At 61.9% G+C, this 24,281-nt stretch carries 27 protein-coding genes; 12 read left to right on the top strand and 15 right to left on the bottom strand.

What is annotated here, in order from left to right; translation table 11 throughout:
- Nucleotides 1-18: 18 nt before the first annotated feature.
- The 3 genes from FNU79_RS09115 to FNU79_RS09105 all read right to left on the bottom strand — a co-directional run bounded on the left by FNU79_RS09115 (nt 19) and on the right by FNU79_RS09105 (nt 2,933).
- Nucleotides 19-966, bottom strand: a complete 948-nt coding sequence (locus FNU79_RS09115) for an aldo/keto reductase (RefSeq protein WP_143720535.1) — start codon at nt 964-966, stop codon at nt 19-21.
- Nucleotides 967-1,028: 62 nt separating this feature from the next.
- The gene (locus tag FNU79_RS09110; RefSeq protein WP_225429986.1) at nt 1,029-2,168 is read right to left on the bottom strand and encodes a hypothetical protein; all 1,140 of its coding nucleotides are present in this window, start codon (nt 2,166-2,168) and stop codon (nt 1,029-1,031) included.
- Between the two features lie 9 nt (nt 2,169-2,177).
- Complete coding sequence (locus FNU79_RS09105; protein ID WP_143720554.1) at nt 2,178-2,933, bottom strand: metallophosphoesterase family protein; 756 nt, start codon at nt 2,931-2,933, stop codon at nt 2,178-2,180.
- Between the two features lie 89 nt (nt 2,934-3,022).
- On the opposite strand from FNU79_RS09105, the gene dcd reads away from it, so the two are divergent.
- Complete coding sequence (gene dcd / locus FNU79_RS09100; RefSeq protein WP_143720534.1) at nt 3,023-3,583, top strand: dCTP deaminase; 561 nt, start codon at nt 3,023-3,025, stop codon at nt 3,581-3,583.
- Between the two features lie 90 nt (nt 3,584-3,673).
- On the top strand, nt 3,674-3,895 hold the full coding sequence (locus FNU79_RS09095; protein WP_124868819.1) for a hypothetical protein: 222 nt from the start codon (nt 3,674-3,676) through the stop codon (nt 3,893-3,895).
- Nucleotides 3,896-3,960: 65 nt separating this feature from the next.
- Here FNU79_RS09095 and FNU79_RS09090 read toward each other — a convergent pair whose 3' ends face one another.
- Together FNU79_RS09090 and FNU79_RS09085 are read right to left on the bottom strand one after the other, a co-directional pair.
- Nucleotides 3,961-4,299 (bottom strand): YraN family protein, encoded by a 339-nt coding sequence (locus tag FNU79_RS09090; protein WP_143720533.1) that lies wholly within the window; start codon nt 4,297-4,299, stop codon nt 3,961-3,963.
- A 441-nt stretch (nt 4,300-4,740) separates the two neighbouring features.
- Nucleotides 4,741-5,247, bottom strand: coding sequence for a GNAT family N-acetyltransferase (locus tag FNU79_RS09085; RefSeq protein ID WP_185974658.1), 507 nt, complete (start codon nt 5,245-5,247; stop codon nt 4,741-4,743).
- Between the two features lie 33 nt (nt 5,248-5,280).
- On the opposite strand from FNU79_RS09085, the gene mgsA reads away from it, so the two are divergent.
- Nucleotides 5,281-5,718 carry a methylglyoxal synthase gene (gene mgsA, locus FNU79_RS09080; RefSeq protein WP_143720531.1) on the top strand — a complete coding sequence of 146 codons (438 nt, stop codon included), beginning with the start codon at nt 5,281-5,283 and terminating at the stop codon, nt 5,716-5,718.
- A gap of 67 nt (nt 5,719-5,785) precedes the next feature.
- A complete protein-coding gene (locus FNU79_RS09075) occupies nt 5,786-6,256 on the top strand; it encodes a hypothetical protein (protein WP_143720530.1) in 471 nt (156 codons plus the stop codon).
- An 8-nt stretch (nt 6,257-6,264) separates the two neighbouring features.
- Here the strand turns inward: FNU79_RS09075 and FNU79_RS09070 are convergent, their stop codons facing one another.
- From FNU79_RS09070 to FNU79_RS19095, 5 genes are all read right to left on the bottom strand, one after another.
- Nucleotides 6,265-6,987: an ABC transporter ATP-binding protein gene (locus FNU79_RS09070; protein WP_143720529.1), complete on the bottom strand. Its 723-nt coding sequence runs from the start codon at nt 6,985-6,987 to the stop codon at nt 6,265-6,267.
- Complete coding sequence (locus FNU79_RS09065) at nt 6,984-7,823, bottom strand: ABC transporter ATP-binding protein (RefSeq protein WP_143720528.1); 840 nt, start codon at nt 7,821-7,823, stop codon at nt 6,984-6,986. The genes FNU79_RS09070 and FNU79_RS09065 overlap by 4 nt, the downstream gene beginning before the upstream one ends.
- Nucleotides 7,810-8,820, bottom strand: a complete 1,011-nt coding sequence (locus FNU79_RS09060) for a branched-chain amino acid ABC transporter permease (RefSeq protein WP_143720527.1) — start codon at nt 8,818-8,820, stop codon at nt 7,810-7,812. Before FNU79_RS09060 ends, FNU79_RS09065 begins: the two co-directional genes overlap by 14 nt.
- On the bottom strand, nt 8,817-9,683 hold the full coding sequence (locus FNU79_RS09055; protein ID WP_143720553.1) for a branched-chain amino acid ABC transporter permease: 867 nt from the start codon (nt 9,681-9,683) through the stop codon (nt 8,817-8,819). Before FNU79_RS09055 ends, FNU79_RS09060 begins: the two co-directional genes overlap by 4 nt.
- 269 nt (nt 9,684-9,952) lie before the next feature.
- Nucleotides 9,953-10,126 carry a hypothetical protein gene (locus FNU79_RS19095; protein WP_185974657.1) on the bottom strand — a complete coding sequence of 58 codons (174 nt, stop codon included), beginning with the start codon at nt 10,124-10,126 and terminating at the stop codon, nt 9,953-9,955.
- A 208-nt stretch (nt 10,127-10,334) separates the two neighbouring features.
- On the opposite strand from FNU79_RS19095, the gene FNU79_RS09050 reads away from it, so the two are divergent.
- From FNU79_RS09050 to FNU79_RS09040, 3 genes are all read left to right on the top strand, one after another.
- Nucleotides 10,335-11,003 (top strand): hypothetical protein, encoded by a 669-nt coding sequence (locus FNU79_RS09050; protein WP_143720526.1) that lies wholly within the window; start codon nt 10,335-10,337, stop codon nt 11,001-11,003.
- A 15-nt stretch (nt 11,004-11,018) separates the two neighbouring features.
- Nucleotides 11,019-11,684, top strand: coding sequence for an HAD family hydrolase (locus tag FNU79_RS09045; RefSeq protein ID WP_143720525.1), 666 nt, complete (start codon nt 11,019-11,021; stop codon nt 11,682-11,684).
- A 253-nt stretch (nt 11,685-11,937) separates the two neighbouring features.
- Entirely contained in the window at nt 11,938-13,071 is a 1,134-nt protein-coding gene (locus tag FNU79_RS09040) for a 3-deoxy-7-phosphoheptulonate synthase (protein WP_143720524.1), read from the top strand.
- Between the two features lie 75 nt (nt 13,072-13,146).
- On the opposite strand, the gene FNU79_RS09035 is transcribed toward FNU79_RS09040, so the two are convergent.
- Complete coding sequence (locus tag FNU79_RS09035; protein WP_143720523.1) at nt 13,147-13,461, bottom strand: YciI family protein; 315 nt, start codon at nt 13,459-13,461, stop codon at nt 13,147-13,149.
- Nucleotides 13,462-13,526: 65 nt separating this feature from the next.
- Here FNU79_RS09035 and FNU79_RS09030 point away from each other — a divergent pair, with 65 nt between their 5' ends.
- Nucleotides 13,527-15,332: a M3 family oligoendopeptidase gene (locus FNU79_RS09030; RefSeq protein WP_143720522.1), complete on the top strand. Its 1,806-nt coding sequence runs from the start codon at nt 13,527-13,529 to the stop codon at nt 15,330-15,332.
- On the opposite strand, the gene dxs is transcribed toward FNU79_RS09030, so the two are convergent.
- From dxs to FNU79_RS09010, 4 genes are all read right to left on the bottom strand, one after another.
- Nucleotides 15,329-17,227: a 1-deoxy-D-xylulose-5-phosphate synthase gene (gene dxs, locus FNU79_RS09025; protein ID WP_143720521.1), complete on the bottom strand. Its 1,899-nt coding sequence runs from the start codon at nt 17,225-17,227 to the stop codon at nt 15,329-15,331. The genes FNU79_RS09030 and dxs overlap by 4 nt on opposite strands.
- 224 nt (nt 17,228-17,451) lie before the next feature.
- Nucleotides 17,452-18,117, bottom strand: coding sequence for a hypothetical protein (locus tag FNU79_RS09020; RefSeq protein WP_143720520.1), 666 nt, complete (start codon nt 18,115-18,117; stop codon nt 17,452-17,454).
- Nucleotides 18,118-18,212: 95 nt separating this feature from the next.
- On the bottom strand, nt 18,213-18,806 hold the full coding sequence (locus tag FNU79_RS09015) for a pyridoxamine 5'-phosphate oxidase family protein (protein WP_143720519.1): 594 nt from the start codon (nt 18,804-18,806) through the stop codon (nt 18,213-18,215).
- On the bottom strand, nt 18,803-19,240 hold the full coding sequence (locus FNU79_RS09010) for a GNAT family N-acetyltransferase (RefSeq protein ID WP_143720518.1): 438 nt from the start codon (nt 19,238-19,240) through the stop codon (nt 18,803-18,805). Before FNU79_RS09010 ends, FNU79_RS09015 begins: the two co-directional genes overlap by 4 nt.
- Nucleotides 19,241-19,482: 242 nt before the next feature.
- Between FNU79_RS09010 and FNU79_RS09005 the strand changes: the two genes are divergently transcribed.
- From FNU79_RS09005 to FNU79_RS08990, 4 genes are all read left to right on the top strand, one after another.
- Nucleotides 19,483-20,916: a phytoene desaturase family protein gene (locus tag FNU79_RS09005; protein ID WP_143720517.1), complete on the top strand. Its 1,434-nt coding sequence runs from the start codon at nt 19,483-19,485 to the stop codon at nt 20,914-20,916.
- 177 nt (nt 20,917-21,093) lie between these two features.
- Nucleotides 21,094-22,314, top strand: coding sequence for an ABC transporter ATP-binding protein (locus tag FNU79_RS09000; RefSeq protein WP_143720516.1), 1,221 nt, complete (start codon nt 21,094-21,096; stop codon nt 22,312-22,314).
- 221 nt (nt 22,315-22,535) lie between these two features.
- A complete protein-coding gene (locus FNU79_RS08995; protein WP_143720515.1) occupies nt 22,536-23,291 on the top strand; it encodes an ABC transporter substrate-binding protein in 756 nt (251 codons plus the stop codon).
- A 137-nt stretch (nt 23,292-23,428) separates the two neighbouring features.
- Nucleotides 23,429-24,232, top strand: coding sequence for an amino acid ABC transporter permease (locus tag FNU79_RS08990; RefSeq protein ID WP_404825779.1), 804 nt, complete (start codon nt 23,429-23,431; stop codon nt 24,230-24,232).
- The last annotated feature ends 49 nt before the right edge of the window (nt 24,233-24,281 follow it).

Genomic DNA, 24,281 nt, shown 5'->3' with positions numbered 1-24,281 from the left:
TATTTTTTGACCAATGCCTTAAGCTGCCGCGACTTCCCCTGCGGTGATCCGGTCAATCTCACTCAAATCTTCGGCGCTCAGTTGCCAATCTGCCGCCGCCACGTTCTGCTCGATCTGTTCTGGGCGGGTGGCTCCGGCAATGACGCTGCTGACCACCGGCTGCGCGGCCAGCCAACTGAAGGCCAATTCCAGCAGCGTGTGGTTTCTGGCGGTGGCAAAGGCTTGTAGCGCCTGCACCTTCGCCCAGTTTTCCGGGGTCATGTAGCGGTCTTGTGCGCCTTTTGAGGACGCGAAGCGCGTTCCGGCAGGTAAGATACCCGGCTGATATTTGCCGGTCAACAGGCCACTGGCCAGCGGAAAATACGGCAGCAGGCCCATCTCCAAATCCGCCAGCGCCGGAATCAGGTCGTGCTCGATGCCGCGCACCAGCAGGCTGTATTCGTCCTGAGCGCAGATAAATGCCGTCTGCTGCTTTGCCTTGGCGATTTGGGCGGCTTCGTATACCTGCGCCGCCGGAAGATTGGAGCAGCCCACCGCCCGCACCTTGCCTTCCTTGACGAGTTCGTCCAGCGTGCCGAGGGTGTCGGCCAGCGGCGTGAGCGGGTCGGGGGTGTGCAGCTGGTACAAGTCCAAGTAATCGGTGCCGAGGCGCTTGAGGCTGGCGTCCAGCGCTCTGCGGATGTAAGCGGGATCGGCTCCCTTGCCGTCTGCTCCCATATCGTGCCCGAATTTGCTGGCCAGCACGATGGCCCCGCGCTCTTTGCCTAGCGCCTTGCCCAGCATTTCTTCCGAGCCGCCCTGATTGCCGTACACGTCGGCGGTGTCAAACAAAGTGATGCCCTGTGAGAGCGCTGCGCTGACCACCGCGTTGGTCGCATCCTGATCGAGTCGTCCGCCGAAGTTGTTGCAGCCGAGGCCGACAGAAGAGACTTTCGGGCCGCCGATACCGAGTTGACGTTGTTCCATACCCTATGGTCGTGCGCGGTGATGCGCTGAGTATGAGCAGGTTCTAAACCGCTGGGGAGAGTTCAGCGGGGGTAGAGATCGTTGAAATATCTTCCTTTTGCGTCGGCGAGTGGGCGCAGTTGGCCGTAACCAAGCGTGACCGTTTCGGCACAGGTGGCGGCGACATGCGGCAAAAAGGTGGGGACCACACTTAGACCCTTAGGCGTCAGCCAAGCCGCAAATTGGGGATCACTGCTGGACGGCTCGGCAGACGACTGAATGAGGCTGGAGCACTCGGGATCGCCGCCGTCGCTGGGGTAGGCCGCCAAATACAGCGCCAGTTGCTTGGCCCCACTCAGCCCCGGCCACAGCGCCGTTACCTTGACGCTTTGCCCGCTGACGCGGCTGAGGATCACGCCCTCATCGAAATTGTCGGGGTGTGCGCCGCCGCAGTAATACGCAGCGCTCTCGTGGAGGCTGACCAGCTTGGGCGTCAGGCGGGTCACTTGCGCTTCCAGCGTGAAGCCGTCGCCCTTGCCTGCGCTGTCCCCAAGTTGGGCTTGGCACTCCAAAGCGCTCTGGGCCGCCGCCAGTTGCCGGTCTTGCAGCGTTCCGGCCAGCGCCGCCGAAGCGCCCGCCACACGCGGATAAACGATCCCGGTCAGCGGCTCCTCGACGTTGCCTTCTGAATCTGCCCGTCTGGGCCAAGCCGTGTTGAGCTTAAGAAAATCCAGTGGCTGCTCGGCCCGCAGTTTCCTGACTTGCGCGGTATCGAGGAGCTTGAGCGGTACAGCAGCCATCTTCAGCGGCTTGAGACTGACCGCGAGACGCTTGCCTGCCGGGCTTTTCCACGTTCCCGTCAGCGAGTCGCTAACACGAGTCAGCGCCAAGCAGCCGCTGGTTTGCAGCCCCTTTTCCGGCCCGCTCCAGACTTCCTCGGCCAGAATCAGGGCTTTGCCTCTGCGGCTGCCGTGCAGCGTCAGATCAATCTGACGCGACTGATAAAAATACGCGCCCACTTCGTCGTTGTTCTCAGCGGGCCGCTTGAGCTGCAACGTGATCGGCTGGCCGCCGAGCGTTCCTTGATAGACTCCCGCCGCAAACCAGCTCGGCAAGCCCGCTTTCCCGCCACACGGAGAAGCGGGCGCAGCGGATTGTGCAAATCCAGCGCTGGTGAACGCGGCGGCGCAGAGCGCACCAATCAACACCGTTTTCTTGGGCATCTGCTTAGTTTACGGCCCGCCTGCCGTCAGTGCCGCTTCGCCGCGAACGGTCATCTCGCCGCTTTCCAGCAGCGCCGCTTGGCCCTCACCGAAAGGGCTGTGTTGGGTTGCCCAGTGCGTCGCCGCCGCGATAGCGTAAGGGACAGCGCGGAAGTCGGCTGTCCAGCGCCCGCTTCGCCGCTCCAGCAGTGTCCAGCGGGCGCGGGGATCGCCGTCGACCTGATCGGAAACCGAGCCGGCATTGACCACCAACGTGTCGCCCACCCGCGTGCTGCCCGCTCGGTGGGTGTGGCCGCAGACCACTACGCCCGCCGAGAGCGGTTCCAACATCCGGCGAAGTTCGCGGGGATCGCGGCTGCGGTAAAAGCCGCCCTCATTCGTGGGTTGCCAGACCCACAGCAAGCTGTCCCAAGCTGAGGTCGGCGTGCCGTGACAGGCCAGCACGTCTTCTACCCACGCCGTCAGCGGCAAAGCGGCGAGGCGGGCGAGCGCTTCTGGGGTAAGTTGCTGCTCCAGCCAAGCGCCGTATTTTTGGCTGAGCGGGTTGCGACGCCCGTTCGGCCACAGCTTTTCTTCGTTGTTGCCGCGCACTTCCACTGCGCCGAGCTTGACCTGCAACTGATACGCCAAAGCAGGATTGGCCGCGCCTTCAACCTGGTCGCCGAGGTTGAACACGACGTCGGGGGCGGCGTCTCGCAGGTCGTCAAGCACGGCCCTGAGAGCAAAAGCGTTGCCGTGAACATCGCTGATGACGGCCACGCGCAGGGGAGAGGACGGACAAGAAAATGGAGCCGGCACGCCCCCCAGCTTAACCCAGACAGCGAAAGGCGGGGCTGCCCGCTAGACTGCCGGACATGAGTATTCTTCCCGATTGGCGGATCCGTGAGCTGGCGCAAAAAGGCATGATCGAACCGTTTGAAGACCGCTTGGTACGGACAACCGAAAACCAGCACGTCATCAGCTACGGCCTGAGCAGTTTCGGCTACGACCTGCGCTGCGCCGACGAGTGGAAAATTTTCACCAATGTCAACAGCGCCATCGTCGACCCCAAACACTTTGACGAGCGCAGCTTTGTTGACGTTCAGGCCAAAGAGATTATCATTCCGCCCAACTCCTTTGCTCTGGCCAGAAGTCTGGAGTATCTGCAGATTCCCGACAACGTCATGGTGGTGGCATTGGGGAAATCGACCTATGCACGTTGCGGACTCGTCGCAAATGTAACGCCATTGGAACCCGGCTGGGAAGGCCATGTCACCTTGGAGTTCTCCAACACCACGCCTTTGCCGGCCAAGATGTACGCCTTTGAAGGCTGTGTCCAGCTTCTTTTCTTTGAAGGCGAGCGCCCTGAAGTGACTTACCGCGACAGAGCGGGCAAATACCAAGGACAGCGCGGCGTGACCTTGCCCAAATTGTGAAACAGCGCGAACTTATAGAAACTTTAATTTCTGAAGGGGCCTTATGGGTGGTGTCAGCCCACTCCGCGCTCAGTCCCTCAAACTGCTGCTATGCCTGATAAAGACGATAAGAACAAGGGCCACACCAGTTTGCCCGATCAGTACGACCGCAATGAAAAAGAAGTCCACGAAATTGCGGACGGCCATAAGCCTTCGTTCAAGTCGGCCAATGACCGCGAGGCTGAAGCGCCGCGCAACAACGAGCACGAGGGCGTCAAAAAGCAAAAAGACCTTGAAGAAGCCCGCAGCGTTCCCTCCAGCAAGCAGGGTTAAGCACCAAAACTCAACTTCAGCGCGTTCCCGTTCTTATCGAGCGGGGGCGTTCTTTTGGGATCTCTTCACTCAACCGGCGTGATGCTCAGCGCTCCGATCGCCGCCTCGCCTTCGATGCTGATGACTTGCAGCAAGCACGGCAAATCGTCGCGCCCGTGTTCTCGAATCAGGTAACTCAGCGCTGAGCGCTGCATCAACTCTAGTTTGCGCGGCGTGACGCTCTCTAGGGCGCTGCCGTACTTGGCGCTGCGGCGCTGGCGCACTTCGCTAAACACGAATACCCCGCCGTGCATCGTCACCAGATCAATCTCGCCGCCCCGCATGCGGTAATTGCGGGCCAGCAAGGTGTGGCCGAGGGCCAAGAGTTCGCTCAGGGCGCGGTCTTCGGCGTCGGCTCCTTTCATGACCCTGAGTATGCCAAACCGGAGCATGGCAAAACCCCCGCCATAAAGCAGGGGAACTGGTTGAGCGAGTGAAGGCTTAGCGTGAAGGCAATTTGGGCGGGTCATTTCGACCGTCTGGGCCTCCCAAGCCGCGCCCGCCTCTGCTCACTGCGCCGTCATTTGCACTGGCCCGCGACAGATCAATGATTCGTGCGCCGCCGCTCGGATCACGGCAAACTTGGTACCCTTGGGAGCCTGCGCCGTGAGAGGATTCACCCGCACGCCTGAAACTGAGGCGTTGGCCCTCTGCTTTTGGCCCTGCCGATCAGGCAGCGTCCGCTTGACCGTGTTGATGAGCTGGCCTTCCTTGCTTCACTGCTTGAGGTGGAGGCGAGAAGGCCCAGCGCAGGCGGCCCTCAGGTTTGATAGAGAGCGGGGGCGCTGGCCTTCACGAACAGGCAGTTACAGTTTCAGTTGCAAATGCAGCTCAGTGAGCGCCGCTTCGCCCTTGCGCAGGGCATCTGGCTGCACGCCCCAGAGTTCAAAGCCCAGCTTTTCGTAGAGTCGGCGGGCGGCCACCTGCGTTTCGGTGACTCTTAGCCCCAGAACTTCCAGTCCCTTTTGCTGCCGCGCCTGATCAATCAACCTCCGCATCAACTCGGCGGCCACCCCGCGCCCCCGCGCTTCTGGAGCTACGTACACGCTGACCACATCGGCACGGTGACGTTGTTTGTACCGCTCCAGCCGCACCAGGGTGGCCATTCCAATGAGTTTAGTCTTCAAAAAAGCGCCCAGCGTCAGGGCTTGCTCGGTCGCCCCGAGTCGGGCGGCAATCTCGTCTGGTGAGCGCTGGGCATACTCCTCAGCGCTGGTGAGATACGCGGCGGGGTCTTCGGTGAGGGCACGCAGGCGCAACTCGCGGTAGGGGGCGGCGTCCTTGGCTTGGAGCAAGCGGATGGTAGGCGGCACGGATTGAGTTTGGCATACCTCTAGACTGCTGCTATGGCCTCTCCCGAATCTCAATCCGACGCTGCCGCCCGCAGCGGCAAGCACCAGATCGCCCTGATCGCCCACGACAAAAAAAAGCTGGAACTGGCGCTGTTCGCTCTGGCCCACCGCGAGCTGCTTTCCCAATTTCATTTGGTCGCCACCGGCACCACCGGCAGCATTTTGCAAAAGCAGACCGGCCTCCAAGTCGAGCGGGTGCTGTCGGGGCCGCTGGGCGGCGATCAGCAGATCGGAGCGCGAATTGCCTTAGAGCAGGTGCGGGCGGTGTTTTTCTTCCGTGATCCGCTGACCGCCCAGCCGCATGAACCGGATGTCAGCGCTCTGGTGCGGCTGTGCGACGTTCACGACATTCCGCTGGCCACCAACCCGGCCAGCGCCGAGGCTCTGGTGCTGTGGCTGCAAAAAGAGGAGGCCGCCGCGCCGCGTGGATAGCAAAGCCCATTTATACCTCTATGAAGAATGTGAGTATGGACGCTAAGTTTTGCTCTAAGCTGCCGCTGTGAACGTTCTCAAATCGCTGCTGACCAGTCTTTCTTTCGCCGCCCTCTCCAGTGCCGCCGCCCAAACTGCGCCGCAGACGTATTTCGGCCTTTACACGCAGGCCAGTTCCGTCGGCGGCGCGGATGTGGGATTGGGCATTCAAGGCACCTATGACACCGACCGTTACGCTCTGCGGCTGGGAGTCAATGTGCAGAGCATCTTGGGCTACACGCTCGGTTTCGGTGGCGATCTGAGCGCGTCTTATCCGGTCTACGGCGACCTTCGATCACCTGTTCGCGCCGCCGTTGGTGCGGGCCTGGATCTCAGCTCCCACAACGGCGGCGCGTTTGTTTTCGTGCGGCCCTATCTGTCGGCCAGTGCCGAGGCCCGGATTGCCCGTTTCAGCACCGTGTTCTTGGAGGGCAGCTTGGGGTATACCCTCGGCAACTCCATTTCACCCGGCGTCAAATTGGGCCTGAACTTCCGCTAAGTGAAGTCTCATACCCCCAGGTAAGCGCTGCGCACGCGGTCGTCGTTCATCAGCATGTCGCGGGAGCCTTCCAAGGTGACTTGGCCGCTTTCCATCACGTAGCCCCGGTGGGCAATCGCCAGAGCGGCGTAGGCGTTTTGCTCGGCCAGCAGCACGCTGACGCCGCTCTCGTTGACCCGCTCGATGGCTCCAAAGACCTGCTCGACCACCAGCGGCGCGAGGCCCAGACTCGGCTCATCCAGCAGCAGCAAGCTGGGGCGGGCCATCAGCGCTCTGCCCACCGCCACCATCTGCTGCTGCCCACCCGATAAGCTGCCCGCCGCGTCGGGGGCTTTTTTGACCAAATCGGGGAAGAGTTCATACACCCGCTTGAGCTGTTTTTCGTTACCGCTAGCGTCCTTGCGGTGCGGAAACGCGCCCAGCCGCAGGTTTTTTTCCACGCTCAGCGCTGGAAAGAGCAGCCTGCCTTCTGGACACAGGGCCACGCCCAGCGCCACGCACTGCTCTGGCCTGCCGCCCGTGAGGCTCGCGCCGTAAGTGGCCGTGCCGCTGGCCGGACGCTGCAAGCCCGCCAGCGTGCGGAAGAGGGTGCTTTTGCCCGCGCCGTTTGCGCCCAACAGCACCACGATCTCGCCGGGAGCCACGTTCATGCTGACGTGTTGCAGGGCCGCGTAAGCTCCGTAGCGGACTTCTAGGTTTTGAATGTCTAAGGGGGGGCGAGAAGCGGTCATGCGGCTCCGTTTTGATTGTTATTTGGTGGGTTGTTGGTGGGTGGGTTGCCCGCTTGTGCCTGCTGGCCGTGTTGCCCGCCGCTGCCGTGCGTGCCGAGGTAAGCGGTAATCACCGCCGGGTTCTGGCTGACCTGCGCGGGCGTGCCCTCGGCGATGAGTTGGCCGTGATGCAGCACCATGATGTGATCGGCCAGCCCCATCACGAGGCTCATTTTGTGTTCGATCAGCGCCACCGTCAGGCCGCCTGTTACCAACTCGCGGATGAGGCGCATCAGTTTGGCGGTTTCTTCGGGGTTCAGGCCCCCGGCGGGTTCGTCGAGGAGCAAGATGCTGGGATTGGTCGCCAGAGCGCTGGCAATCGAGACCCGTTTTTGTTCTTCCTGCGACAGCGAACCGGCGATCAGGTGGGCTTTGTGGTCTAGACCCACCCGCGTCAGGGCGTAGTGGGCAGCCTTGATGCTCACGCTTTCGTCGCGCTGCTCACGGCCTGACCTTAGCAGCGCGTCCCACAGTCCGGCGCGGGTGCGGACGCGGTGGCCCAGCACGGCATTTTCCAGTGCCGAGAGGTTTTTGTAGAGGGTGGTGGTCTGAAAAGTGCGGGCCACGCCGCGCCCGACGACTTCGTGGGTAGGCCGCCCGCTGATCGGCTGTTCATCGAGTGTCACCACACCCGAGGTCGGTTTATAAAAGCCCGAGAGCATGTTGAAAAAAGTCGTCTTGCCTGCGCCGTTGGGGCCGATGATGGCGGTGATCTTACCGGGAGCCAGCGAGCCGCTGACATTGTCCACCGCTTGATTGCCGCCGAAGCGGATTCCTAAATTCTTAAACGCCAGCATCGGTCGCCTCCTGCTGTGAACGGTCGGCGGGGGGCCGGTCTATGGGCGGCTTGCGCCGAGCGAACAGGGTCTTGCTCCACAGGCCCGCGATGCCGCCGGGAGCGAACATCACCATCAAAATCAGCAGCGGCCCGAACACGATGAACTGATAATCACCGAAGTTTTTGAGTTGCTCGCCCAAAAAGAACATCAGCGCTGTGCCGATGAGTGGCCCCGCCAGCGTGCCGACGCCGCCGACCAACAAGTACAGCAGCACCACGAAAGTCTGTGCCACGCCGGTAATCGCCGCGCCCATAAAGCCGATATACACCGCGTAGAAGCCGCCCGCCAGTCCGGCGATTGCGGTGGAGAGCATCATCACCCGCAGTTGGTGGCTAAACACGTTGATGCCCAGCGTGCGGGCCAAGTCCTCGCTGCCCTGAATGGCGATCAAGGAGCGCCCGAACATCGACGACCTGACCCGCGCCACCAAAAAGACCACCACGCCCAAAGTAATCAGGCCCAAGTAAAAGAAAGCCGCGCCACGCCCGAAATCAATGCTGCCGATTTTGGGGGCTTGAATGCCGTTGAGGCCGTCATTGCCGCCGGTCAGCGCGTTCCATTTGTTGATGACCTGGGTGATGATGACGCCCACTCCCAGCGTGAAGATCGGAAAGGTCTCGCGCCCAGTGCGGAAGGCCACCAAGCCCAGCAGCAAGCCCAGCACCGCGCAGAGCGCGACCCCAGCGGGCCAGGCCAGCCAGAAACTCCAGCCCGCCTTGAGGGTCAAAATGCCTACCGTGTACGCGCCTATGCCGAAAAATCCGGCGTGAGCGAGTTGTAAAATGCCCGCGTAGCCCAGCATCACGTTCAGGCCGTAAGCGGCAATCGTCCAGATCATGATGTTGACGGCGACGTCCAGAATGTAGCGGTTGCTGGTGAACACGGGAATCAGGGCCGCCAGCGCGAACACGATCAGCCAGGGCAGGGCCGACTTGAAAGTAATCTGCGGTGTCATGCGCCGCTCCGAAACAGGCCCTGCGGCCTGAACGCCAGCACCAAGACTAAGAGAGCGAAGCCCACGATGTCGGCAAAATCAGCGCCGACGATCACGCCGCCGAAGACCTCGGCCAGGGCCAGCAAAAATGCGCCGACCACCGCGCCCGGCACGCTGCCCATCCCGCCGAGGATGATGATGGCAAAGACTTTGAGGTTCATCACCTCGCCCATCGAAGGCGAGATCAGCGCGGTGGGCGCGTAGAGGGTGGAGGCGACGGCGGCGAGGAGGCCCGAAATGCCGAAGGTCAGCATCGCCACGCCGTTAACGTTGATGCCCATCAGGCGTGCGCCCTCGCGGTTTTGGGCCATCGCCTCGATGGTGGTGCCGACCAGGGTGCGTTTGAGGAAAAAATAGAGCAGGCCCATGATGACCACCGACGCTCCGATAATCAGCAGCCGCTGGGCGGTGATGGTCACGCCGCCGAAACTCACGATGCCGCTCAGAGGCGAAGGCAACTGCAAAAAGTCAGAGCCGAACACGAACGGCAACCGGATGACGGCCTCGATAAAAAACAGCACCCCGACTGCCGCGATCATGGTGTGAACGTGCGAGGCGTGGCGCAGCGGATGAAACACTATCCGCTCCAGCCCGGCAGAGAGCAGCCCCAGCACCACTCCGCTGAGGCCCAGCGCCAGAAAATACGGCAGCCCCAGACTGGTCAGCGCGGCGTAGCTGATATACGCACCGAGCATGTAGAGCGCTCCGTGCGAGAAGTTGGGAATTTTCATGACGCCGTAAACCAGTGTCAGACCCAGCGCCACCAAGCTGTAGACGCCGCCGAGGGCCAGCGCATTGAGCAGTTGCTGAAAAAAGAGAGTGATGGTCATGGGCCTCCGGGGATGAACCGTGAATGAAGTGGTGAATGAAAAGCCGAGGGCCGCTTTGATTGGCAGCGGATCGGAGCAGTTGCTTTGTGGAGTACGCGGCCATGTTGTCAAAGTGTTGGCAGGCTGTCAATCAAAATTTGCGTTCGGGCGGCTTCATGGATTTTTTCTTGCACAATAAGCACTTTATTTCGTCTGAGAGCGCAAAAAAAGAAGGCAAGCCGCGACTCGCCTTTGCCTGTGTTGGGTTTTGTTTTGGTGGCGTTTCAGCCGTCTTCGTTATCCGGCTCGTGGCGCTTGCGGGCTTCGGGATCGTCTAAGCCGCGCAGCCGGGCGCTCATTTCGGTGGGTGATTCGTTGGCACTTTTTTCGGGTCCAGTGTCCACGCCGCTAATCAGGATTTCGCCTTCCCTCTGCCGGGTCTGTTCTGGCTGTGTCATGGCTTACTCTACGCCTTTGCACAGGTTACGGTGCTCGGTAATGGCGAGAGCTTTTAGAGCTACCACTCCGACTTAGGACAAGGTGTTGCTCCCTCCGAAAGCAGGTGTGGTGCTGGGGGTCAGACCGCCGCTCAAATGTGAAGGGCTTCACGGGCTTTCCCCCAAAGTCTTGTGATATACCCCCCAACAAGCTAGGCTAAGCCCATTCATGCGCCGCTCACTTTGGATTTTGCCTCTTCTCTGCGCTGGAGCGCTGAGCGCCTGCGGCACGTCAAGCGGTGTCAGCGGCACTCCCCAGAATGTGGCGGCGCAAATTGGCGGCTTCTGGGGGCAGGTCGCTCCCCTCAAAGCGGCGGTGCAGGCCGAGTTGTCGGGTCAAGCCAGCGCCAGTCAGTCCAGCACGCTCAGTGCAGGCAGTCTGGCTCAACTCAGCGCACTGAAGGCCAAATTGGGCGATAAAGTGCGGCAGGTGCAGGTGGCCGAGGCGGCGCAGCTCATCACGCCTGATCAAGTCCAGAACGTCACGGCCGATTTGCGCGGCGTGCTGGTGCTGAGTTTGCCCGCCGATACCTCCACCGGCTCGACGTGGGCCGCCACCCTGACGCTGGATGTCAAGGCGGGCAGCGTCCTGGCCAGCGTCGTGAATACCGATCTGGGTCAGCCGTATCACCCTGCCAGCCAGAGTTACGCGGCCCAGTCGGGCACTGCGCCGCTGCTGCGGTTTGTGGCCGGAACGCTGGGCGTCTACCCGCCGCGTATTTCGCTCGGCACGCTCAGCGGCACGGTGACGGTCTCGGCGCTGCCTGCTTTGGCCGCCAGCGACACGGCGACGGTGGCCGAATACTCGCCTACGGGCCTGCTGCTGAGCGTCAAGTAAGCCCTAAACTAGGGTATGTCTCTTTTCCCGCTGACCCCTTCCGGCGTGCTGTTCGACATGGACGGCGTGCTGATGAGCAACAACGCTTTTCACCGACAAGCCTGGCAGGAAGTCGCGCTTTCACACTTGAATCTGAGCTTGACCGAGCATGACCTCGACACCAAAGTGGATGGCGGGCGCAACCCTGAAATCATGCAGCGCCTGACTGGACGCGTTCCGACGCCAAGTGAAGCCCTGAACTTCCACAACGTCAAAGAAGAGCGTTACCGCGCCCTGGCACGCGGCGCACTGCGCGAAGTGGCGGGCCTCAGCGCTTACTTGGACGCTCTGAGGGAGCGCCAGATTCCTTATGTTCTGGTGACCAGCGCCGATAAAGTCAATGTGGAGTTTGGGCTGGAAGCTTTGGGGCTGGTCGAGCGCTTTTCACTCAGAATCATGGGCGAGGACGTGACGCGGGGCAAGCCGCATCCCGAGCCGTTTGAGCGCGGCGCGGCGCTGCTGGGCCTGAGCGCCGACGCTTGCCTCGCCCACGAAGACGCGGTCAATGGCGTGCTGAGCGCGGCGGGCGCGGGCTGCACGGTGGTGGCCCTCAGCACCAGCCAGACGGAGGCGGCTTTGCTCTCGGCGGGAGCGGTGCGGGTGGTGCCCGACTTTACCGACTGGGCAAGCTGGCTGGCCTAGCAAGCCGGGTTCGGCAAGGGCGCTAAAAGTAGTCTAGCCCACCCCGCATCTGCCGCCGCGAAGCGGGCGTACAGTAGCGCTATGTCCAGCAGCGGCACGTTCTTTTTCAATGGATTCGGCTTTTTTTATTGGTTCGGAGTTTTCCGGGCTTAAGTCGCGTTGCCGCCGCGCCCCGCCCGGAAATTCGTACCGGACGGGGTTTTTTCGTTGAGAAGCCCTTAAATCAGCACCCGAAGAAGTCCCGAGGAGAGCCATGTCAGATTCAGCAAATACAGTCGCTCCAGCAACTCCAGTCACCGCGCAGCCCATCGCCAACGCCCACGTCACCCGCTTTGAGCCGCTCACCTCGCCGCGTGATCTCAAAGCCGAGCAGCCGCTGAGCGCCGCCGCCGAAGCGACTGTCACCGCGTCCCGCGCTAGCGTGGAGCGCATCGTCAACAAACAAGACCCCCGCTTGCTGCTGATCGTGGGGCCGTGCAGCATTCACGACGAAGCGCAGGCGCTGGATTATGCTGGCCGCCTCGCCGCACTCCGCACCCAGTACGCCGACCGCTTAGAAATCGTCATGCGCGTCTACATGGACAAGCCGCGCACCACCGTCGGCTGGCGCGGCTACCTCAACGACCCGCACATGGACGGCAAAAACGACTTCAACCTGGGCCTCAGCAAAACCCGCCGCTTGATGCTCAAGATCAATGAACTCGGCATGCCGGTGGGCACCGAACTGCTCGATCCGTTCGTGCCGCAGTACATTGACGATCAGCTCAGCTGGGCCGCCATCGGCGCGCGCACCACCGAGTCGCAGACGCACCGCGCGATGGTCAGCGGCATCTCGACTCCGGTGGGCTTCAAAAACGGCACAGGCGGCAATATCAAGCTGGCGGTAGACGCCATTGTCAGTTCAGGCAAACCGCATACTTTTCTGGGCATTACCGACGAAGGGCAAGCGGCAGTCGTTTCGACCAAAGGCAACCCCGACGGCCACGTGATTTTGCGCGGCGGGCGGTTTGGCCCCAACTACGCCGCCGAGCACGTGCAGGAAACGCTGGGGCTGCTGGCCGACGCTGGGGTCACGGCGGGCATCGTGGTGGACTGCTCGCACCACAACAGCAGCTACCAATTTGAAAAGCAGCTCGGCGCTTGGCATGACGTGATTGCTCAGCGGGTGGCGGGCAACGACGCGCTGGTCGGCCTGATGCTGGAAAGCAACCTGATCGAGGGCAAGCAGAGCATTCCCGCCGATCCTGCCGAGCTCAAGTACGGCGTGTCGGTGACGGACGCCTGCGTGGGCTGGCAGACCACCGAGGAGCTGCTCAAGTGGGCCTACGACCAGATGGGCGCGGTGATGGGCCAGCCTGCACCAGAACAGGAAGCCGTCAAGAGCTGAGGATTGGAAATTGAAATGAAAGCGGCCCGCCAAGTTACGAGACTTGAGCGGGCCGCTTTTCTGTTTGGAATACTTTCACTCCACCAACGGCACGCCCTCCAACTCCAAACTTTTGCCGCGCTTGACCGGCGTAAAAGCCGTGTAGCTGTATTCCGAGCAACCTTCCAGCACGAACGGGTCATCCTCAAATAGAGCTTCGAGTTCGGCTTGAGTTTCAGCTTTGGCCAGCAGCACGCCGCCCGCGCCGCTGGGCATCCGGCCTGAGACCAAAAAAGTGCCGGAGCGGTAATGCTGGTCGAGCCAGGTGCGGTGGCGCGGTGTGATTTCAGCAATCAGCTCGGCGGGCTTGAGGTAACGGCTGGTAATCACGAACAGGGTCGGGGCGCTCATGCCCCTGAGTTTAGCACCCGCTTATTTTCGGTCTTGTGTTCCCTACTCAGCGCTAGACTGCCCACATGACCACCCCCCAAATGCCCGATTCACTGCCGCGCTGGCGTACCGATGACCTCTTTGCTTCCGCCGACGATCCCAAGCTGCTCTCGGCCTTCGGGGCGCTGCGGGAAGCACGGACCCGGCTCGGCCAGCACTTCGAGGCGCTGGGGGTGCGTGCCGCAGGTGCCGTCACGCCCGACGCTTATGATCAGGCCACTGCCCTGCTCAACGACCTGCTGCGCCAAGCACGCCCGCCCAGCGCGTTTTTGCAGGCGCTGGTCACCACCGACAGCCACAACGACGCGGCGCAGGCCCGCCAGAGTGAGCTGAGCACCCTGCTGCTGCCACTGCAAAATTTATCGACCCGTTACAAGGCTTGGCTGGGCGGCGCAAATCTGGAAACGCTGCTGGCCGACTCGGAAACCGCCCGCCAGCACGCTTATTCTCTTCAGCGGGCGGTGGAAGAAGCCCGTTACTTGCTGCCCGAAGGCGAGGAGGAACTCGCCAGCGCCCTGCACCCGGCCAGCGGCGGCGCGTGGAACAAGCTGCACGGCAACCTGACCAGCCAGATGCGGGTGCCGTTTGGCGGCCAAACTTTGCCGATGACCGCCATTCGCAACCTTGCCAGCGACGCCGATGAGCAAGTCAGGCAAGACGCCTACGACGCTGAGCTGGCCGCTTGGAAAGCCGCAGAAGTGCCGCTGGCCGCCGCCATGAACGGCGTGAAAGGTGAGGCAGGCGTGCTCAACTTGCGGCGGGGCCATGCCAGCGCCCTCGACGCCAGCTTGCTGATTCACGGCATCGACCGCGCCACGCTCGACGCCATGACCGCCGCCATAGAGGAAAGCCTGCCTGATTTTCAGGCTTACTTTCTGTCCAAGGCGCGGCGCTTGGGTCACCAAAAATTGGACTGGCACAACTTGCTCGCGCCGCAGGGCGAAGCGGGGCGCGAGTGGAGCTACGCGGCGGGCGCGGCCTTCATAGAAAAGCAGTTTCGCAGCTACTCCGACAAGCTGGGTGATTTTGCCGCCCGCGCCTTCAATGAAAACTGGCTGGATGCTGGCCCACGTGACGGCAAGCGCGGCGGGGCTTTTTGCATGACCTGGAAGCCGGAGGTCGGTGAAAGCCGGGTGCTGCTCAACTACGGCGGCACCCTCGACGCGGTGTCTACTGTGGCCCACGAACTCGGCCACGCTTATCACAACTTCTGCTTGAGGCACCGCACCCCGGTGCAGAGCCGCACGCCGATGACTTTGGCCGAGACCGCCAGTATTTTTTGCGAAACCATCGTTCAGGAAGCGGCCCTTAGTGAGGTGGTTGGGCATGAAGCGGGTGAACAGGCAGCGGGCAACTCTGCCGAGCAGCTTTACATTTTGGAAACCCAGCTGATGGGACACGCGCAAGTGGTGGTGGATATTCACTCGCGCTTTTTGTTCGAGCAAGCGGTGTCTGCCCGCCGCACCGAGCGCGATTTGTCGTCTGCCGAGCTGTGCACTTTGATGGAGCAGGCCCAGCGCACCGCTTACGGGGACGCGCTGGGACAGGCGCACCCCTACATGTGGGCCGTTAAGCCGCACTACTACAGCGTGGCCTTTTACAATTACCCCTACACCTTCGGCTTGCTGTTCAGCTTGGGCCTCTACGCCCGCTACCAAGCCGAACCCGAAACCTTCCGCGCCGCTTACGATGAGCTGCTGGCTTCCACCGGACTGAGCAGCCCACAGGAATTGGCGGGCCGCTTTGGGATGAACCTACACGACGTGGGTTTTTGGCGCAGCAGCTTGGACGTGATTCGGCGGCAAATCAAGGTGTACTGCGCCCTCGATTAAACTTCCAGCGGCACGTCCACGCCCAGTTCAGCCAGCACCGTGCGAATGGCCTGGGCGTCCATGCCCGACAGTGCGTGAACTCGCTCCACGCTGGCGTGTTCCTGAAACTCGTCGGGCACGCCCAGCACCCGCACCGGCACACTGAGATTCAGGCGGCTGAGTTCTTCGAGCACTGCCGAGCCGAAGCCGCCCACCACGCTGTTGTCTTCCACCGTTACGATGGCGCGGGCGGACTGGGCCACTTCGCGCAGCATGACGGTGTCGAGCGGCTTGACGAAGCGGGCGTTGATCAAGCCCACTTCCGGCAAGTCCTTGAGGGCGCTTTGGGCGTATTCCAGCGCTTTGCCCGCTGCCAGCACCACCACGCCGCCTACGTCACTGCCGCCTTGCAGCCGCTCCCAGGTGCCCCACGTCAAGTCGGGCCAGGTGCCTTCCGGCACGCGGGGGGTGTTGCCCCTCGGATAGCGGATGGCGACCGGGCCGCCGAGCCGCACCGCTTCTTTGAGCATCCCGCGCAGCTCGTAGGCGTCTTTGGGCAGGCCGATCTTCATGCCCGGCACGCTGCGCAGAAACGACAGATCGAACACGCCGTTGTGGGTGGCTCCGTCCGCGCCGACGACGCCCGCCCTATCAATGGCAAAAATCACCGGCACGTGTTCAATCGCCACGTCATGCATCACCTGATCGTAGGCCCGCTGGAGGAAGCTGGAATAAATCGCCACGATGGGCCGCAGTCCTTGCAGGCCCATGCCCGCCGCCGCCGTGACCGCTACTTCTTCGGCAATGCCGACGTCGAGGTAGCGCTTGGGGTGGGTCTTGCTGTATTCCACCAGGCCTGAGCCTTCGCGCATGGCAGGGGTGATCACGAAGATGCGCGGGTCTTGGTGGGCGAGTTCGCTGGCAGCGTCGCCAAAAGCGTTGCTCCACGAGTAGGTCTGCTTGCCCGCCGCGAACTCGTGCGTCACCGGATCGAACTTGGCCGGGCCGTGCCACTTGATCGGGTCGGCCTCGGCGGTGTCTAGGCCTTTGCCCTTTTTGGTCACGACGTGGAGGATGGTGGGGCCGTCCAAATCCAGCAGTTTTTCCATCAGCCAGGCCATCTCGATCACGTCGTGGCCGTCGACTGGCCCCACGTAGCGCAGGCCCATCGCCGCGAACGGGTTGATGCTGGCCGGATCGAAGAAATGGCGGGTGCTGCTCTTGGCGCGGCTCATCAGCTCGGCCAGCGGTTTGCTGAAAGCGCTGACGGCTTTTTTACCGGCCCCCTCGCCTTCCTGAAACCACTTCTGAACTTGCAAACCGCGCATAAAGCGGTTCATGGCCCCGACATTTTCCGAAATACTCATTTCGTTGTCGTTGAGCACGATCAGCATGTTGGGCTGCTTGTCTCCGATGGTGTTGAGCGCCGCCAGCGCCATGCCGCCGGTCAGTGCGCCGTCTCCGATCACGGCGGCCACTTTGTAATCCTGTCCCAGCGCGTCTCTGGCCATCGCCATGCCCAGCGCGTTGGCCAAGCTGGTGCTGGCGTGCCCCACCGTGATGGCGTCGTGCGGCGACTCGGAGACGCGGGTAAAGCCCGATAAGCCGCCTTCTTTTTTGAGGGTGGTCATCAGGTGCCGCCGTCCGGTCAAGATTTTGTGGGCGTAGGCTTGGTGGCCCACGTCAAAGAGAATCTTGTCGCTCGGCGAGTTCAGCACGTAATGCAGCGCCACGATCAAATCGGTAGCTCCCAGCGAGGAAGCCAAGTGCAGCCCGCCCACGCTGCACACCCGCACGATTTCGTCTCTGAGTTCTGCCGTGAGCTCCGGCAACTGATCCATGTTCAGGTGCTTGAGATCGTCAGGCGAGTCGATCCGGTCGAGCAGCGGCGTGGTGCTGGCCGGTTGAGCCGGCATGGACAGGGCCTTGACGGATTGAGCAGCCGTTTTCGTGGGAGGCCGGAGTGATTCCAGTCTGGGTAACTCTGATCTGAGCAGCTCTGGTCTGGGCAACTCTGGCCTGGACAGTTCTGGTCTGGGCAACTCCTTTTGAAGCGGTTGAAGTGGGGTCTTTTTGGCGCTCATGTCGGCTCCTGTGGTCGTGGGCGAAAAGGGGAGATGGGGCTTAGGTCAGTTGCTTTTTAGTTACTCTTGAAATTGCGCCCGATCAATAGCAGCGCCTCGGCAGTTCGCACTTCGCCCACGTAGGGAGCAAACCAGATGGTCTCGGACGCCGGAAAGAGGCCGCCGAGCGTGTCGGTGAGCTGGCGGTTGACCACCCAGACGCGGTAAGTCTGGTTCGCCACCGTGACTTGGCGCTGCTCCAAGACGTTGTAGCGGTAGGTCACGGTGCCCGATTGATCGACTTGGCCGTCATCCGAGCGCAGGCGGGCGCTGCTCTGGCCGCTCCAGGTCAGCCCCGCCTTCCAAGCGTTTTCTGCGGGCCATTCTTGCCAGGCCGGACTCAGCGTCACGCTCAGGCCGGGTTTGCGGAAGCCCAGCAGCCGCTGGCCGCTGGCGTCGATCTGGCGGTAGGAGGTCTGGTCTGCGCCGCGCCCAGTCAGCTGAAAGGCCGACACCTGCGCGTCTCCAAACACGGTGGGGCCGAGCGCTTTGAGCGAGTACGGCACTCCAGTGCTCTCGCCTTCGGGCGCGTAGTTCCACAGCAGGCCGGTTTCTTTGGGATAAAACGACACCGCGCTGACCGGCGTTTGGGCGGTGATCGGTGTGGGCGTGGCCGTCACGCGCGGCGCACAACTCGCCAGCAGCGTCAGCGGCACGAGTGAGAAGAGCATCCGGCGCATCATGCTCTTTATCTTAGCGGGGCGGCGGGCAGCAATTTGTCAGGGTTGTTGATGTTTGGTTGGTTCTTCTGCTTCTGGGCGGCTTAGCAAATGACTCTTTAAGCAGGTGGTTTGAGCAAGTGATCAGGCAAAGCGGACCAGTCTAAGGTCTGATCGGCCTGCTCGGCCCAGTTCTCTTTGCCGCTCCAGCGCTCAATCGCCAGCGAGTAGACACTGGTGCGGCCCAGTTGCTCATCACTGATCGGCTGCATTTCGGTGCCGGGTCTGACATCGGGAAAAATGTGGGCGCACAGCGTATACAGCGCCCGGCGGGCTTCTTCGCCTTCCAGCAGCCGCGACACCCCGAACGCCATTACGCTGCGGTACTGCACGCTGAATTCCAGCGGATCGTTGCTCGGCAAAAAGCGGCCCATTTCGCTGGCTTCAAAGGTGGTTCGCTGGCTGTTCTCGGTGTTGGCCCTGAGCCGCCCGGCAAGGTTGGAATGGTAGATGAGGTCGTGCGTCTCTGGCCGGTAGACGAAGCTGGTCGGGTTGATGAAGGGAAAGGCCTCGCCGTCTTCGCCTTGCCACAGCGTGCTGATGCGGCAAATTTGAAGGCGACCCAGCAGGTCACGTATCCATTCATCGTCTCGGCGGTTGAGCGGGCGGCGGCTGGTGGCGGGGTTGCGGGCGCGTGGATCGTAGTAAGTCACCGCAAACTCTTGGCGAAATGGTGCGCCGTGATGTCCATCCCCGCTTTGAGGTACAGCCGGTGCGCTCCAAAACGCTGCACGCCCGAATCGAGGTGCAGACTCTCGCAGTTCAGCCGCCCCGCTTCGGCCTCAGCCCAGTCGAGTAGGGCGCGGGCGTGGCCTCTTGCGCGGGCCTGGGGCAGGGTAGAGAGGTCGTCGATGTAGAGCTGACGGCCCGAATACAAAAAGTTCAGCACCCGAAAGCCGCAGACGGCCTGAGCCTGTGCTACTTGCGATTCAAAGGCAGCGGCGAGCCGGTAGCCCTGCGCCGCTTGCTGCGTCACCCAACTTTGAAACGCTTCCGGTGAAGCCAGTGGCGGGCGCTGGCCCCGCAATTCAAACATGGCGGCGTAGCCCAGTTGGATATCTTGTCCGGTCAACTCCCGAATAGTCATGCTGGCTCCTTGTGCTGCTGGCCCGAAACGGTGCGGTCGTCTGATTGCTCGCTTATCAAGGTATACGCTTCACCTTGTAGGTGGGCAGTGGGTGCAGTCCGGCCCTCGGTGTGTCGCGTGTCAAAGACCTGTGCGAGTCGAACGCCGTGATCCATACCAAATAAGTTAAAGCGTAAATGGGCCGCGACCCAACCGCCCTTCTCCCTACACATCGCCTGCGCCCGTATCAGCCATCATGAACCATGTCTTTATCCGTGCGTTCAACGCTCAGCGCCAACGTCGTGGGCAGTGGCCCCAACGGTCTGGCCGCCGCCATCGTGCTGGCGAGGGCCGGTCTGCGCGTGCGCCTGTGGGAAGGCCAAGGCGAGGCAGGCGGCGCGACCCGCAGTGGCCCGCTCACCTTGCCGGGTTTTGTCCACGACCTCGGTAGCGCCATACACCCGCTGGCAATCAGCAGTCCCTTTTTCCGAGAATTGCCGCTGCACGCTTTCGGGCTGCACTGGATTCAGCCGGAGGTGCCGCTGGCCCACCCGCTGCTCGGTGGAGCGGCCCTGCTTCACCGCAGCCTCGACGAAACCGCCGACGGCCTGGGCGAAGACGGCCCGCTGTACCGCCGCTTAATGGCCCCGCTGGTCGAGAACTGGGATGATTTGATGGGCGAGTTTCTCAGGCCGCTGCTGCATCTTCCGGCGCATCCCATTTTGCTGGCCCGCTTCGGGATTCGCGCTCTGCCGCCTATCACACTGCTGGCGAAGCTCTTCCGCACGGAGAAGGCCCGCGCCCTGCTGGGCGGTCTGGCGGCCCACAGCACCCTGCCGCTGACCAGTCCGGCCACGACTGCGTTTGGGTTGATGCTCGGCGGCGCGGCCCACGCACGCGGCTGGCCGTTTCCGCAGGGCGGCGCGGGCGAGTTGGCTTCGGCGCTGCTCGGTTACTTCAAGTTCCTGGGCGGCGAAATCACGCTGGGCCATCCTGTTGACCACCTGCGTGAGTTGCCCACCGCCGACATCACTTTGCTGGACATGGGGCCGCCCGCGCTGCTCAAGCTGGCTGAGGGGCAATTACCGGAGCGCTACGCCGCGCAGCTTCGCCGCTTCCGATACGGCCCCGGAGCCTTCAAAGTGGACTACGCCCTCAGCGGCCCGCTGCCGTGGGTAGATTCGCAGGTGGCCCACGCTGGGACGGTGCATCTGGGCGGCGATTTGGTGAGCCTGACCCGTGCCGAGGCTGCCCCGTCCCACGGCAAAGTCGCTCAGCGGCCCTACGTCCTGCTGGCCCAGCACACCCTCTTTGATCCCAGCCGCGCTCCAGCGGGCCAGCACACCGTCTGGGCGTATACCCACGTTCCCAACGCAAGTTCGCAGGACGTCCTGCCCAAGTTGGAAGCGCAGATCGAGCGCTCGGCTCCCGGTTTCTCGAAGTTGATCTTGCAGCGCTCGGTCAGCACGCCGGCCACCTTGCAAGCGTGGAATCCAAATCTGGTCGGCGGCGACGTGGGCGGCGGGGCCAATAGCTTAGGGCAACTGCTCTCGCGCCCGGTGCTCAGCGCCCAGCCGTACCGCACGCCCGTGAAAGGGGTGTACTTATGCAGCGCCAGTACGCCGCCAGGTGGAGGCGTTCACGGCATGGCGGGCTACTGGGCGGCGCGGCTGGCGCTGCGGGAACTGCGTTTCTAACTGGGCCGCAGCTATAACCGAAAATGCGCTCTAGGCGTCTTGTCACAACCTTTACCGATTGGCTATACTGCTGTTGTCCGCAAAGGCTACAACGGAAGCAATAAGCACTCTTTTCATGTACCCCAATTCGCTGAGGATACTCACGGCGAAGAGACGGGGCTAAAGGTAGGCGCAATCATGGCAGATGTCATTCTGGAACACGTATACAAGCGCTACGGCAAAGACAGCGTCGCCGTTTCCGACTTCAACCTCAATGTGGTTGACGGCGAGTTTATGGTGTTCGTCGGGCCGTCGGGCTGCGGTAAATCCACCACCCTGCGGATGATTGCCGGGCTCGAAGACATCTCTGACGGCATCTTGAAAATCGGCGACCGGGTGGTCAACGACGTGCCGCCCAAAGACCGCGACATCGCCATGGTTTTCCAGAACTACGCGCTCTACCCCCACATGAACGTCTACGAGAACATGGCTTTCGGCCTCAAGCTCCGCAAAACCCCCAAAGACGAAATCGAGAAGCGGGTGCGCGACGCCGCCAAGATCCTCCAGATCGAGCATCTGCTGGGCCGCAAGCCCAAAGAACTCTCCGGCGGTCAGCGTCAGCGCGTGGCGATGGGACGCGCCATCGTGCGCGAGCCGAAAGTCTTCCTCATGGACGAGCCGCTTTCCAACCTCGATGCCAAGTTGCGCGTCGAAGTGCGCTCGCAGATCAGCCAGATTCACCAGCGCCTCGGCACCACCATCATCTACGTGACCCACGATCAGGTCGAAGCCATGACGCTGGGCAACCGCATCGTGGTGATGAAAGACGGCGTGATGATGCAAGTCGATTCGCCGCTCAACCTCTACGATTACCCCCAGAACAAGTTCGTGGCCGGCTTTATCGGCAGCCCCTCGATGAACTTCCTGACCGCCCGCATCCAAAACGGGCAATTCGTGGTGGGCAATTCCAAAGTCTCGCCGCGTGGCCCGCTGGCCCAGAGCATCAAAGCCTACGAAGGCAAGGAAGTCTTCATGGGCATTCGCCCCGAGCATATCGGCGTGCGCGGCATGAGCAATATTCCTGAGGGCGAAAATATGCTTCAGGGCAAGGTGCTGGTCGTTGAGCCGCTGGGCGCACAGACCGACTTCATGCTGGAAGTCAACGGCCAGACCATGGTCGCCAAAGTCGAGGGCCACGCTCACATCAAGCCCGGCGACGTGGTCGACGTGGTGGTCGACAATGTCCGCCTCCACGCTTTTGATACCGTCACCGAGATGGCGATTGACCGTGGTCAGCCGATGGGTACCCGTGGTCAGGCCGACAGCAACGAAGGCGTCGCGGGCCGTGCAGGCAACCAAACCAATATGGCCAACCAGACCAGCCTCACCAAAGAAGTTATCGTCGCTTCAACCGACTAATAGCGTGGTTTGCCGCGCAAACGGCAAAAGGAAGCTGGCCCCCGCGTGGGGTCGGCTTTTTTGAGCTTGAGGTGGGCACATGCGGCGCGGAGCGCTGACGCCCAGCTGATGCGCGGCGCTGCTTTCTCCTCACCGCTATGCGCTAAATTGACGGCGTAACCATTTCTGAGCCGCTCGCCCAAGACAGGGAAGTCGGCTTGGCCCGAATCAGGAGGCCCACTATGAAACGAACCATCCTTGCCCTCACCGCGCTGACCTTACTCGCGTCCGCCGCGCAGGCCCGTACCTGGGATCAGATCAAGGCGTCCGGCACCATCAAAATTGCCACCGAGGGAGCCTTCAAGCCGTTTAACTACTTTGAAGGCAAAAAGCTGACCGGCTTTGAAATAGATTTGGCCGACGCGATTGCCAAGCAGCTCGGCCTCAAAGTCGAGTGGATTACCCAGCCGTTCGACAACTTGCTGATCGGCCTCGGCCAAGACCGCTACGACTTCGTGATCGCCTCGCACGGCATTTCTCCTGAGCGGGCCAAAGCAGTGGACTTTTCAGATCCGCACTACTGCACCGGCGGCGCGATAGTCAGCAAGCCCGGCGGCCCCAAGTCGGCTGCCGATCTGGTGGGCAAAACGGTAGTGGTGCAAGTCGGCACGACTTACCTCGACAATGTCAAGAAGATCAAGGGCATTAAAGATGTCAAGACCTTCCAAAAAGACACCGACGCTCAGGCCGCACTGATGTCAGGCCGCGCCGACGCTTGGGTCAGTGACAAGTTCTTGGGTCTGGACGCCATCAAGTCCGTGCCGGGCAAGCTGGTGCAGGGCGATCTGTTGTTTCAAGAAAAGATTGCGATGGCCGTCAAGAAGGGCAACACGAGCCTCACCAAAGAACTCAATGCCAGCCTGTCCAAGCTTGAAAACAACGGCGTTTACGCCAAGCTCAGCAACCAATACTTCGGTCAAGATATTCGCTGCAAGTAAAGTCAGCGGCACAAGGCTTATCAATTGAAAAGTCGGCGTCTGTTTTCCTTTGTGGAAACGGGCGCTTTTCATTTTTCGCCTAGCGCCTGTGAGATACTGAGCCGAATGAAGAACCACTCATCTCGCGGGAAGCTGTTGTGAGCGCTCCGTCCCCCAGGCCCGCTGCGCCCCGCTCAACGCCTCTCGCCGGCTGGACGTTGGGCGCTTGGCTGCTCGGCGCAGCGGCGGCTTTTTACTTGTTGTTTTTGCTGATCAGCGTGGTGCTCAAGCTGATGCCCGAACCGATTGGCTCACGCGCCAGTTTATTTGTCGACGGCGCACGCATCACCTTGCTGCTGACGGTGGTTTCGGGCGTCATCGGCCTCTTGATTGGCTTGTTGGCTGGACTGATGAAAACCAGCTCGCTTTGGGTGACCCGCGCACCGGCAGGCTTTTTCGTCTGGCTGGTGCGCGGCACGCCGCTGCTGGTTCAGATTTTGTTTGTCTACAACGCTTTGCCGCCCTTGCTGCAAAAGATCGGTATCAATGTGCAGCTCGACGAGTTCTGGTCGGCGGTGGTGGCCCTCTCGCTCAACGTCGGGGCTTACAACGCCGAAGTCATCCGGGCGGGCATTCAGGCTATTCCCAGGGGACAGGGTGAGGCGGCCCGCAGCTTGGGCCTCAACGGAGCGCAGACCATGACGAGCATCATCTTGCCGCAGGCGCTCAGGGTGGTGGTGCCGCCGCTGGTCAACAACTTGGTGGCGCTGCTCAAAGACTCCTCGCTGGCCTCAGCCATCGCGCTGGTCGAACTCACGCTGTCGGGGCAGCGGGTCAGCAGCGAAACCTTCCAGCCGATTCCAGTGCTGACCACGGTGGCGGCCGTCTACCTCGCCCTTACTACCGTCATGACCACCTTCACCGATCAGCTTGAGCGGCGCATCAAGATCGCCGGCCGGTGAAAACGGCTGACAATTTTTAGATTCTGAGCGGCGCAGCGGGGCAAGGCGG

This window comes from Deinococcus detaillensis (assembly GCF_007280555.1).
Taxonomy (GTDB): domain Bacteria; phylum Deinococcota; class Deinococci; order Deinococcales; family Deinococcaceae; genus Deinococcus; species Deinococcus detaillensis.
Note: the sequence above shows the minus strand (reverse complement) of the source record. Positions and strands in the feature narration are given on the sequence as shown.